At 34.6% G+C, this 12,660-nt stretch carries 10 protein-coding genes and 3 tRNA genes; 8 read left to right on the top strand and 5 right to left on the bottom strand.

All coding sequences use genetic code 11. The features are described from left to right. Positions 1 to 17: 17 nt before the first annotated feature. Both HT699_RS01780 and HT699_RS01775 read right to left on the bottom strand, forming a co-directional pair. Positions 18 to 776 (bottom strand): ParB/RepB/Spo0J family partition protein, encoded by a 759-nt coding sequence (locus HT699_RS01780; RefSeq protein ID WP_172934051.1) that lies wholly within the window; start codon positions 774 to 776, stop codon positions 18 to 20. A gap of 57 nt (positions 777 to 833) precedes the next feature. Further along, positions 834 to 2,015, bottom strand: a complete 1,182-nt coding sequence (locus HT699_RS01775; RefSeq protein WP_000681604.1) for a S1C family serine protease — start codon at positions 2,013 to 2,015, stop codon at positions 834 to 836. Positions 2,016 to 2,197: 182 nt separating this feature from the next. Between HT699_RS01775 and rlmH the strand changes: the two genes are divergently transcribed. From rlmH to HT699_RS01740, 7 genes are all read left to right on the top strand, one after another. Then, positions 2,198 to 2,677: a 23S rRNA (pseudouridine(1915)-N(3))-methyltransferase RlmH gene (gene rlmH / locus HT699_RS01770; protein WP_000695932.1), complete on the top strand. Its 480-nt coding sequence runs from the start codon at positions 2,198 to 2,200 to the stop codon at positions 2,675 to 2,677. A gap of 40 nt (positions 2,678 to 2,717) precedes the next feature. Further along, positions 2,718 to 2,791 (top strand) — tRNA-Arg (locus HT699_RS01765). Between the two features lie 164 nt (positions 2,792 to 2,955). After that, positions 2,956 to 3,081: a competence-stimulating peptide ComC gene (comC, locus tag HT699_RS01760; RefSeq protein ID WP_000799687.1), complete on the top strand. Its 126-nt coding sequence runs from the start codon at positions 2,956 to 2,958 to the stop codon at positions 3,079 to 3,081. 20 nt (positions 3,082 to 3,101) lie between these two features. Further along, positions 3,102 to 4,427, top strand: a complete 1,326-nt coding sequence (gene comD, locus HT699_RS01755; protein ID WP_001048117.1) for a competence system sensor histidine kinase ComD — start codon at positions 3,102 to 3,104, stop codon at positions 4,425 to 4,427. Then, the gene (gene comE, locus HT699_RS01750; RefSeq protein WP_000866065.1) at positions 4,424 to 5,176 is read left to right on the top strand and encodes a competence system response regulator transcription factor ComE; all 753 of its coding nucleotides are present in this window, start codon (positions 4,424 to 4,426) and stop codon (positions 5,174 to 5,176) included. The genes comD and comE overlap by 4 nt, the downstream gene beginning before the upstream one ends. Before the next feature lie 51 nt (positions 5,177 to 5,227). Beyond that, positions 5,228 to 5,299 (top strand) — tRNA-Glu (locus HT699_RS01745). A 5-nt stretch (positions 5,300 to 5,304) separates the two neighbouring features. Then, positions 5,305 to 5,378: transfer RNA gene (locus HT699_RS01740), tRNA-Asn, on the top strand. A gap of 40 nt (positions 5,379 to 5,418) precedes the next feature. Here the strand turns inward: HT699_RS01740 and HT699_RS01735 are convergent. After that, complete coding sequence (locus HT699_RS01735; RefSeq protein ID WP_050223254.1) at positions 5,419 to 5,961, bottom strand: TetR-like C-terminal domain-containing protein; 543 nt, start codon at positions 5,959 to 5,961, stop codon at positions 5,419 to 5,421. Positions 5,962 to 6,068: 107 nt separating this feature from the next. On the opposite strand from HT699_RS01735, the gene HT699_RS01730 reads away from it, so the two are divergent. Beyond that, the gene (locus HT699_RS01730; protein ID WP_172934050.1) at positions 6,069 to 8,708 is read left to right on the top strand and encodes a YhgE/Pip domain-containing protein; all 2,640 of its coding nucleotides are present in this window, start codon (positions 6,069 to 6,071) and stop codon (positions 8,706 to 8,708) included. A 29-nt stretch (positions 8,709 to 8,737) separates the two neighbouring features. Here HT699_RS01730 and HT699_RS01725 read toward each other — a convergent pair whose 3' ends face one another. Next, a complete protein-coding gene (locus HT699_RS01725) occupies positions 8,738 to 11,281 on the bottom strand; it encodes a YfhO family protein (RefSeq protein ID WP_172934049.1) in 2,544 nt (847 codons plus the stop codon). Between the two features lie 59 nt (positions 11,282 to 11,340). Further along, positions 11,341 to 12,660, bottom strand: a 1,320-nt coding sequence (locus tag HT699_RS01720; protein ID WP_172934048.1) for an ATP-binding cassette domain-containing protein, incomplete at its 5' end; no start/stop codon positions are given.

Here is a 12,660-nt window from a genome sequence, read left to right as displayed (position 1 = left end):
AAAATAAAAGAACAGCCTTATTTCAGGCTGTTGATAATTCTACTATATTCTTCTTGATTTGAAAAAGAAATAATGATTTTTCCACTATCTTTTTTAGACAGTTTAATCTCTACATCTAATCCGAGTAGTTTTTTTAACTGTTCTTCTTCATTTTGTATGAAATGATCATTTTTTTGCAGTTTCTTTTGTTTTTTTTCTGTCAGAAGAGCTTCTAACTTCCTTACAGAAATATCTTCTTCTATAATCCGTTGAAAGAAATAGTCTTGTTGTTCCTTATTTAACCCAACTAGGGAACGCGCATGGGCTTGTGATAGTTTGCCATTTTCTACTTCTGAGAGAATCTGTTCTGGCAAGGAAAGTAAACGAATGGAGTTGCTGATATATGGACGAGACTTGCCCATTTTATCTGCAATTTCAGCATGGGTGAATCCTTTCTCTACGAGAGATTCATAGGCGCGTGCTTCTTCTATTGGGTTTAAATTTTCTCTCTGTAAATTTTCAATAATGGACTGAACCATCATCTCTTGGTCTGAAATCTGTTTAACAACAGCTGGGATAGACCGTAGACCAGCTAAAAGTGAAGCCCGATAGCGTCTCTCTCCTGCAAGGATTTCATAACCAATAACAGGAGATTGACGAACAATAATCGGTTGAATGACCCCATTTTCTTTGATAGACTGTGCTAGTTCATCTAGTTTTTCTCTATCAAATTCTTTTCGGGGTTGATAGGGATTTTTTTGTATATCTGTGATAGAAATCATTTCAAATTTTTCCATGATTCTACACTAACACATCTTTTCTCTTATGTAAAGCTTTCTTTACATAGATGTCAATTAAGATTCTAAATCACCTGAACTCTTGTCAAGTTTAATAGATGTAGTTTCTTCTTTACCGTTGCGATAGTAAGTGATCTTAATGGTGTCTCCGATAGAATGATTGTAAAGAGCACTTTGTAAGTCTGTTGATGAAGCAATCTCTTTGTCATCTACTTTTGTAATTACATCGTATTTTTCAAGGTGACCATTGGCAGGCATATTACTTTGTATCGAACGAACAACTACACCAGATGTAACATTACTTGGAATATTGAGTCTTCTGATGTCGCTTGTACTCACATTAGATAAATTAACCATCTGGATTCCCAAAGCTGGACGCGTCACTTTTCCGTTTTTTTCTAACTGTTCAATAATATTGATAGCATCATTTGCAGGGATTGCAAAACCAAGACCTTCTACAGATGTTCCTCCATTTGTGGCAATTTTACTTGAGGTAATTCCGATAACCTGTCCTTGGATATTGATCAGTGGGCCACCAGAGTTACCTGGATTAATAGCAGTATCAGTTTGGATGGCTTTTGTAGAAATGGCTTGTCCATCTTCAGATTTTAAAGATACATTTCGATTGAGACTAGATACGATACCTTGAGTAACAGTATTTGCATATTCAGAACCTAACGGGCTACCAATGGCAATAGCAGTTTCTCCTACGGTTAACTTGCTAGAATCACCAAACTCAGCTACTGTTGTAACTTTTTCTGAAGAGATTTTGACGACAGCAATATCAGAGAAAGTGTCCGCTCCGACAATTTCTCCAGGTACTTTAGTTCCATCTGACAAACGAATATCTACTTTGCTGGCGCCATTTATAACGTGATTGTTGGTGACGATGTAAGCTTCTTTATCATTCTTTTTATAAATAACGCCAGATCCCTCACTAGAGATTTGCTGAGAATCTGTATCAGTCTCATCATTGCCAAATACGCTATTTTGTCTATTTGCTGAATAAGTAATAACGGATACAACGGCATCTTTTACTTTATTAACAGCCTGTGTTGTTGAATTTTCGTTCTTATAGGCAGTTTGTGTAATAGTACTATTGTTGTTAGAGTTGTTTACACTACTTTTTTGAGTTAGTTGAGTTATTGAAAAACTACCCAAGGCTCCACTAAAAAAGCTAATGACGATAACGACTAATAATTGAAACCATTTTTTGTAAAATGTTTTTAGATGTTTCATATTTGCCTCCATATGTTTGAATTACTGAAAGTATAAACTGACTAGCTTAATTATAACTTAAACACAAAAGTTTTACACAAACTGTGGATAACTCTTTTGAAGCTGTGATTTTCTTAATTGAAATCTATTTTTTATTTTGTGAATAAGATGTGAAAAAATAGAGAATATGTTAGAATAGAGTCATGAAAATTAAAGTTGTAACAGTTGGGAAACTGAAAGAAAAGTATTTAAAAGATGGTATCGCAGAGTATTCAAAACGAATTTCTAGATTTGCTAAGTTTGAAATGATTGAGTTATCAGATGAAAAAACACCAGATAAGGCCAGTGAATCAGAAAATCAAAAGATTTTAGAAATAGAAGGTCAGAGAATTTTATCAAAAGTTGCTGACCGTGATTTTGTTATTGCATTAGCTATTGAAGGGAAAATGTTCTCTTCAGAAGAATTTAGTAAGCAGTTAGAAGAAGCTTCTATAAAAGGATTTTCTACTCTTACCTTTATTATTGGGGGAAGTTTAGGATTGTCATCAGCTGTAAAAAATAGAGCCAATCTTTCTGTCAGTTTTGGTCGCCTAACCTTGCCCCATCAGTTAATGAGACTAGTTCTTGTTGAACAAATCTATCGCGCTTTTACGATTCAGCAGGGATCACCCTATCATAAATAAATTGACTTTTAATTGAATTTTTGGTAGAATAATTGTGTTAGGTCTCATAGCTCAGCTGGATAGAGCATTCGCCTTCTAAGCGAACGGTCGCAGGTTCGAATCCTGCTGGGATCAATATAATAGCAAAGCTGGGAATTTTCCCGGCTTTTTTCTTAAAAAAGTACACTTTGGGAGAAAAAAATGACAGTTGAGAGAATTTTATCTAAAACGAAATTCCATTTTGTATAATGGTTTTTGTAAGTTAGCTTACAAGAAAAAACATTTTAGGAGATTTTATTATGAAAAACACAGTTAAATTGGAACAGTTTGTAGCCTTGAAGGAAAAAGACTTGCAAAAGATTAAAGGTGGGGAAATGAGACTTCCAAAAATCCTCCGTGATTTTATTTTCCCAAGAAAAAAGTAATAAAATAAGGGGAAAGAGTAATGAATTTATTTGGATTTGGGACAGTTATTGGTCATTTTTTAATTATTAGTCACAGTTACCGTTTAATTTGTAAAGGTCAAATAAAATCAAAGGAACTATATTTTTTTGGTCTCTATACATTACTAGTAGAAGCAGTACTTGAACTTTCCTTTTATCTTCTATATTTAGATGAAATAGTGATTGAAAGATTTTTATTTCCTTTGGGCCTATATTCCTATTTTCGATGGATTAAACAGTATGAGAGGGATAGAGGACTATTCCTAAGTTTACTACTATCTCTTTTATATGAGAGCACTCATAACTTTCTGTCCGTAACTTTCTCTTCTATAACAGGAGACAATTTTGTTTCACAATATCATGCCCCATTCTTTTTCGTTGTAACGGTGTTGACCTATTTTGTTGTCTTAAAAATCATTCATTATTTCCATTTGGAACTAGCCTATTTTGACAAAGACTACCTCTATCCTTTCTTGAAAAAAGTATTTTTTGCCTTACTACTGCTCCATATTGTATCTTTCGTTTCAGATATGGTAAGTACGGTTAAACATTTGAATAGTTTTGGAAGTATTTTGTCATCTATTGTTTTTATCTCGTTACTTTTGACCTTCTTTGCAATGAATTCGCATAAAGAACAAATGGAAAAAGAGATTGCTTTGAAGCAGAAGAAATTTGAACAGAAACATTTACAAAACTATACAGACGAAATTGTCGGACTGTATAATGAAATCCGTGGTTTTCGACATGACTATGCTGGAATGCTTGTCAGCATGCAGATGGCAATTGACAGTGGTGATTTACAAGAAATTGACAGAGTTTACAATGAAGTTTTGGTCAAAGCTAATCACAAACTGCGTTCAGATAAGTACACTTACTTTGATTTGAACAACATAGAAGATTCAGCTTTACGAAGTTTGGTTGCTCAGTCCATTGTCTATGCTCGAAATAATGGTGTAGAGTTTACACTGGAAGTAAAAGATACGATTACCAAGCTCCCAATTGAACTATTGGATTTGGTTCGTATTATGAGTGTTTTATTGAACAATGCTGTCGAAGGATCGGCTGATAGTTATAAAAAGCAGATGGAAGTAGCAGTTATTAAGATGGAAACTGAAACAGTGATTGTGATTCAGAATTCATGTAAAATGACGATGACTCCTTCAGGAAATCTATTTGCCTTAGGATTCTCCACTAAGGGAAGAAATCGCGGAGTCGGATTAAATAATGTGAAGGAACTACTAGATAAGTACAACAATATTATTTTAGAAACAGAGATGGAAGGCAGTACATTTAGACAAATCATTAGATGTAAGAGGGAATTTGAATGAAAGTTTTAATTTTAGAAGATGTTATTGAACATCAAGTGAGACTAGAGAGAATATTGGATGAAATTTCGAAAGAATCGAATATTCCAATATCATACAAGACAACGGGAAAAGTCCGTGAATTTGAAGAATACATTGAAAACGATGAAGTAAATCAGCTTTATTTCCTAGATATTGATATTCATGGAATTGAGAAAAAGGGATTTGAAGTGGCTCAGCTCATTCGTCATTACAATCCTTACGCTATTATCGTCTTTATCACCAGTCGATCAGAGTTTGCGACTCTAACCTATAAATACCAGGTATCAGCCCTAGATTTTGTTGATAAGGATATCAACGATGAGATGTTTAAGAAGAGAATTGAGCAAAATATCTTTTACACGAAGAGTATGTTACTTGAAAATGAAGATGTGGTGGATTATTTTGACTACAATTACAAGGGAAATGATTTAAAAATCCCTTACCATGATATTTTGTATATTGAAACGACAGGAGTCTCTCATAAATTACGTATTATTGGTAAGAATTTTGCCAAAGAGTTTTACGGTACTATGACAGATATTCAGGAAAAGGACAAACATACTCAGCGATTTTATTCTCCTCATAAGTCATTTTTGGTAAATATAGGCAATATTAGAGAGATTGATCGAAAAAATCTAGAAATTGTTTTCTATGAAGATCATCGTTGTCCTATTTCAAGATTAAAAATTAGAAAATTAAAAGATATTTTAGAGAAAAAATCTCAAAAGTGATTGACAATTAGCAAGAAATTGATATAATGGTTATATCTGCTACAGATAGAAGGTCCGTTGGTCAAGGGGTTAAGACACCGCCTTTTCACGGCGGTAACACGGGTTCGAATCCCGTACGGACTATTTTATCCGCCATAGCTCAGTTGGTAGTAGCGCATGACTGTTAATCATGATGTCGTAGGTTCGAGTCCTACTGGCGGAGTATAGATAAAAGGGAACACAGCTGTGTTCCTCTTTTTGTATCAATTTGTATCACCAAGCATTTTCATAAGGAAGTTTGTTATTTCTTGAGAACTTTCTTTTTTTCCATGTGCAATCCAAGTTTGGCAGACACCAAAAAGTGCATGAGTTAGATAGATGCTACTATATTCTAATTCAGTGGTATTTAGATTCAGTTGCATAAATCGCTTTTGTAAATCTGTACTGAGCATGATATGAAGTTTATTTCGTAAGAAATTTTGGATTTCTTTAGTCCCATTTTCAGAAAGAAGGGCAGCCAGAAGTGGTTCTGACTCTAGATATTCAAAAACTTCTAAAATAGCGTCTCTTTTGTGATGAGCATGTTTTTGAAAAATATATTCAAATGTATGAAATAGCTTGCTTTGATAGTGCTCAATCATATCATACTTATCCTTATAGTGCGTATAGAAGCTGGAACGGCTAATTCTGGCTTTTTCTGCTAACTTGACAGTAGAAATTTGATCAAATGGCTGTTCCATCAGTAATTGTACCATAGCATTTTCAATAGTTCGCTTTGTTTTTAAGCGTTTGTTACTTTCTTGCATATTTCCTCCTTGTAAACAAATTAGACTATATGTCTAAAAATAGATTTTTTAATGTATAATCCATTATATCAAAATTTTAGACAATATGTTTAAAAAAAGGAGAAACTATGTTTAAAGAATGGAAAGCAATTTTTAAAAAACCAACCTTTATTATTGTCATAATCGGGATTTCTCTTATTCCAGCTCTGTACAATATCATATTTTTGTCATCAATGTGGGATCCATATGGGCAATTGTCTGACTTACCTGTGGCAGTTGTCAATAATGATAAAGAGGCTTCCTATAATGGTAATAGCATGCCTATAGGAAAAGACATGGTGTCCAATTTAAAAGAAAATAAAACCTTGGATTTTCATTTTGTAGATGAAGAAGGTAAGAAGGGTTTAGAAAATGGCGATTACTATATGGTAGTGACTTTACCAAGTGATTTATCTGAAAAAGCAGCTTCTATTTTAACGGATTATCCAGAGCAAATGCAAATCGATTATCAGACTTCAAGTGGTCATAGTTTTATTGCCAGCAAGATGAGCGATTCTGCTATGACACAATTAAAGCAGAGTGTTTCTACCAATGTAACCGAGACCTATACTAAAGCTTTATTCAACAAAATGGTCTATTTAAAGGATGGTATGAGCCAAGCAGATTCTGGAAGTGAAAAACTAACTGATGTAGCGAATCAGTTAGTGGCAGGAAGTCAAACATTAACTACTAACCTACACTCTTTAGCAGCTTCAAGTTTAACATTTTCAAATGGAACGGAGCAGTTTACTAAAGGATTATCCTCTTATGTCTCTGGTGTTGAACAACTTCATCTTGGCTTAGGGAATTTTAATAGTGGTTTAGTTACATATACTGGTGCAGTGAGTCAATTAGATAGCGGATTAGGTCAATTATCTTCTAAAAGTCCTGAATTAGTAGGAGGAATCAATCAGTTATATTCTGGTGTAGAATCCTATACTGGCGGTGTTTCTCAGCTTAATGCTGGTCTTAATCAATTTTCATCTGGTGTTAGTGCCTACACCAATGGAGTGGGAAGTCTTGCAACAGGTGCTAATCAGTTATCTAATCAATCAGCTACACTTCGAATAGGGGTGGAGCAATTAAGTGAAGGGATTCAACAACTTTCTAGCAAGTTAGATGCTTCGTCTGGGAAAAAAGATCAAATTAATCAATTATCTTCTGGTCTGAATCAGTTAAATCAAGCCATTCAAAATATTGATGTTGGAGATACAAAACAATTAGATTCTGTTTTATCAAGTATAGTATCTCTTTCTAATCAAATGTTAGCAAGTGCTCAGTCTGCTAAAGCGACTACATTAGCCAATATTCAATCGACAGCAGCTTATCAATCTTTGACAAGTGAGCAACAAGCTGAAATAAGTGCTTCTGTATCTCAAAATTCGACTGATAGTATTCAATCAGCACAGTCAATTGTAGCTGTAGTTAAAGGTTTACAGGGAAGTTTAGAAAACTTACAAAATCAATCTTCTAATCTTGCGACTTTAAAAAATCAAGCTAATCAAGTATTACCTATTGCTTCTACTTCTTTGACAAGATTGTCAAGTGGATTAACAGAGATACAAGGAGCTGTTACTAGCAAATTAGTTCCTGATAGTCAGTCGATTGCATCAGGTGTAAACGCATATACTACAGGTGTTGATAAAGTTTCTCAGGGAGCAAGTAAACTAAGTGAAAAAAATGCCACCTTGACAGGTAGTTTGGATCAACTAGTTTCAGGCTCAAACACCTTGACACAAAAATCTTCTAGCTTGACAGCAGGAGTTAGTCAATTAGTTGAAAAAACTCCAGAATTAGTATCTGGTATTGAAAAATTATCAACTGGCTCTAACCAATTGAATCAAAAGAGTCAAGAATTGATAGCAGGAGTTGATAAATTGCAGTCAGGATCTAGCCGACTAGCTGACAAATCCAGTCAGTTACTTTCAGGTGCTTCTCAATTAGAAAGTGGAGCTAATAAATTGGCAGATGGAGCTGGGAAATTAGCAGAAGGTGGAACAAAGTTAACTTCTGGATTGGAAGGTTTACAGACAGGAGTTGCTTCTTTAGGACAAGGACTAAGTAATGCTAGTGATCAACTCAAATCAGCATCTACGGAATCTCAAAATGCAGATATTTTGTCAAATCCACTCAATCTTTCCAAAACAGACAATGACCAAGTTCCTGTAAATGGAATTGCAATGGCTCCTTATATGATATCAGTTGCTCTCTTTGTTGCAGCAATATCAACGAATATGATCTTTGCGAAGCTGCCTTCAGGACGTCATCCAGAGAGCCGTTGGGCTTGGTTGAAATCTCGGGCTGAAATAAATGGTATTATAGCTGTTTTGGCAGGAATTTTGGTATATGGAGGAGTTCATCTTATTGGTCTAACGGCTAATCATGAGATGAGAACATTTATTTTCATTATCCTAACAAGTTTAGTATTCATGTCCATGGTGACCGCATTAACAACATGGAATAGCCGTATAGGAGCTTTCTTCTCACTTATTTTGCTTTTATTACAGTTAGCATCAAGTGCCGGTACTTATCCACTTGCCTTGACAAATGATTTCTTTAGAACTATTAGTCCTTGGTTACCAATGAGTTATTCAGTTTCGGGATTACGACAAACAATCTCTATGACAGGAAATATTCATCAGCAAGTCATTTTCCTAGATGCCATACTAGCTCTATTTACTGGTTTAGGTATGCTAGCCTATCAACCTAAGAAAATGGAAGAAGATTAAAAAAATCGACCGATTAATTGGTCGATTTTTTATGCCTTAGATGACTTTCGTCTGTGATTATAGGTTCCAAATAGTAAGAGAGAAGTAAAGGAACAAATTGCTCCAGTAATAAAACCATTGGGAATGAAGGAGAGTGTAATAGTTCCTTTCCCCTTGGGAACCTCAACTTTCATAAATCCAGTTTGAGCTTGTTTAATTTCTATTTTCTTACCATCTTGGTAGGCAGACCAACCTTTGTCATAAGGAATGGTGAAGAAAATGGACGTATCTTGTTTAACATCATATGTAGCAAAGACCTTGTTTTTAGAAGTTGATACTGTGACAGGTTGTTCTTTAATTTTTTGAATTGCCTCGGTGAATGTTTTGGTATCTAAACGGTAGAAGGTAGGAGATTCAAATGATACTTGTGAATTTCCAGGGAAACTAACATTGATATTGAAAGTTTTTTTCTCTTTTGTATAGCCTAGATTAAAGAAGGAGAAGATATTATCAGTTGTAAAAGTTTTCTTTTCTCCATTTACAAGGATGTCAACCTTTTTTTGTTTATCATTAGAAAAGTGAAGGTTTGTGAAAGAAAGATAAACTTGGCTGTTTTCTGGCACTTCAATTTGATACTGGATTGCTGCATCCTCATTTGAAGAACTTGTGACAATAATCAAATCATTAGTATTTTCTGTTTTGTCATAAGGGATTGTAGAAAAATAATCAAAATCGACGTTAGCAAGTTGATTTAAAAACGAGGCTTGATTATCCAAAGTGTGTTCATTGAACTTGACATCATTGTAAACAGATTGACTAGCAAAGGCAATCGGAAGAGAGAATTGATTTTCATATAGGGTAAGATTATCTTTTTGATAGATATCTTTAAAACCATACTTATCAATAGGACTGTCTGAGATATTGTACTGGATACCAAATAAACTATCAGCCAAAATACTATTATTTGCATAGCGGAGATTGAGATTAGTCCCAGAGGATTTAAACCCAAGTTTATCCAAAGTAGAGCTTGCTGAACGATTTCGAACAGATGAAAATTGAGAGATTCCATTGTAGTTGAATTTCATACTGTCATTTCCTGTCTGAGTTTCTAGTTTTTCAGTACGAGTAAATTGATTTTCAATATATGTTGAGAAAGATTCCATAGATGGAATATCTCGATTATATGCACTTCGAGAAGCAAATCCCCATTCTTTAGCAATTCCGTCTATTTGAGATGAAGTATTTAAACTTATTTCAACCATTATAAATAAAGAAATTATAATGGCAAATAGATTTACAGAGATAAACTTTTTGATAACTACAAGGAGTAGAAGAGAATAGACAACCAAAAATTCAAGAGTCAGTAGAATATTCAAATCTGTTAAAAAAGAATAATGCGATTTTAGATAGATGGTAGCTAAAAATCCTGTTACTATAAGAAAAAGCGAAACTAAAAAATTCCAGATTTTAATTTCTTTCAGACGATTTAAGACTTCCGCTGCTGTGTAAATTAACAGGGTAGAGAAAATCCAAGCATAGCGATGTAAAAACATATTTGGAGTATGCATGCCTTGCCAAAATAAATCAAGAGCTTCTATATAAAAGCTGGCAATTAGAAATGCAAAGAAAATTGCATAGATAAGTTTCACGTGAAACTTAATAGATTTAATCGTAAAAAACAAAATGGTCAAAATAAAGGGAAGTAGTCCGACAAAAATCATTGGGATAGCCCCATACTTTGTTGTATCAAAGGAACCAATAAATTGCTTAGCAAAGAGATCAAGGTACCAGCTATTTTCAGTTTGAAACTTTGTAACTTCAGTCAAATTTTCCCCGTGTGTCTGCAAATCAAACAGAGTAGGAAGAGTCAGAATCAAACTAGCCATACCAGCTAAAAAGGAGGTCACAACAAAATCAAGAACAGATGATTTTCGAGTTTTAAAGTCCCAAGAAATTTGGCAGAGATACCAGAAAATAAGAAACAATGCTGTCATATAGCCAAAATAATAATTTTGGACAAATAAGATTGACAGACTTGTAAAGTACAATAGGAATTTCTTTTCAGTGATAAGTAGCTGTAAACCAGTTATAATTAAAGGAATCAAGATAAAAACATCTAGCCAGGTTTTTATCTCTAATTGACTGACAGTGAAACTCATCAGAGCATAGGAAGTAGATAAAGCTAGTTTTAAAGGCTTAGGAATCGATTGAAATAATTTGTTTAAACTAAAGTAAGTTGACAGTTCAATCAATCCAAACTTTAAGAGAGTTGTCAGATAGACAGCATCTGGCATATTCGACAGATTAAAAAAGTAAACTAGTGGTGAAAGGAAACTACCCAAGTAATAACTAGATAGGGCATAGAAATTCAATCCGAGGCCACTTGTAAAGGTGTAAAACAAACTACCATTTCCATGTAGGATATTTCTTAGAGCTATATCAAAAATAACGTATTGATGAAAGCCATCTCCTAATAGTGGAGATGTATCGCTATTCCAGTAGATACCTTGAGATAGATATACTCCTATCATAATGATTATGGGAATGATGAAAGAAACAAAATAGGTCCAATATGTTTTAAAAAATAATTTCATGTTACCTCATAAAATGTTAGAAAACTCAGCTGGTTAACCCAACTGAGTTTTGAATTTTTTTAGTCTTTCCAAAGTTCTTTAACTTTTGCTTGTACTTCTGCATTCTCTAGGAATTCATCATAGGTTTCATCGATACGGTCAATGACGCCATTTTTAGACAAGACAATGATATGGTTGGCTAGAGTTTGAATAAACTCGTGGTCATGGCTGGCAAAGATGATTGATTCTTTAAAGTTTTTCAATCCATCATTCAAGCTTGAGATAGATTCCAAGTCCAAGTGATTTGTTGGATCATCAAGTACAAGGACATTTGATTTTAAGAGCATGAGTTTTGAAAGCATGACACGAACTTTTTCTCCCCCTGACAAGACATTTACAGGTTTGTTAACTTCATCTCCAGAGAAGAGCATACGGCCGAGGAAGCCACGTAGGAAAGTATTGTCATCTTCTTCTTTACTTGCGAATTGACGCAACCAGTCAAGGATTGACTCTCCTCCTGCAAAATCTGCCGAGTTATCTTTTGGCAAGTAAGAACGGCTAGTAGTAACTCCCCATTTGACAGTTCCTTCATAGTCAATGTCTCCCATGATTGCACGAATTAATGCAGTCGTTTGGATGTCATTTTGTCCAATAAGCGCTGTCTTATCACCTGGACGCAAGATAAAGCTGATATTATCTAAAATAGTCTCACCATCAATCTTTACAGTTAGATTTTCTACTGTCAAGAGATCATTACCAATCTCACGTTCTGCTTTAAAGTTGATAAATGGATATTTACGACTAGATGGTACAATTTCTTCAAGTTCAATCTTATCAAGCATTTTCTTACGTGATGTTGCTTGCCTTGATTTAGAAGCATTAGCGGAGAAACGAGCAACGAACTCTTGCAATTGTTTAATTTTTTCTTCTGCTTTGGCATTACGGTCTGCTAGTAATTTAGCAGCAAGCTCAGAAGATTCCTTCCAGAAGTCGTAGTTTCCGACATATAGTTTGATTTTTCCAAAGTCAAGGTCGGCCATGTGAGTACATACTTTGTTTAAGAAGTGACGGTCGTGGGATACTACGATAACGGTGTTATCAAAGTCAATCAAGAAGTCTTCTAACCAAGTAATAGATTGGATGTCTAAACCGTTGGTAGGCTCGTCCAAGAGAAGCACATCAGGTTTACCAAAAAGTGCTTTAGCAAGGAGAACTTTTACTTTTTCACCATTGGCCAATTCGCTCATGTTTTGGTAGTGCAATTCTTCTGGGATATTTAGGTTTTGAAGGAGTTGAGAGGCTTCACTTTCTGCTTCCCATCCTCCAAGCTCGGCAAACTCTCCTTCAAGTTCGGCAGCACGCACTCCATCTTCGTCTGAGAAATCTTCCTTCATGTAGAT

Origin of the sequence: Streptococcus sp. 1055 (assembly GCF_013276815.1) — a bacterium.
In the GTDB taxonomy this organism is placed as follows: Bacteria; Bacillota; Bacilli; order Lactobacillales; family Streptococcaceae; genus Streptococcus; species Streptococcus pseudopneumoniae.
Note: the sequence above shows the minus strand (reverse complement) of the source record. Positions and strands in the feature narration are given on the sequence as shown.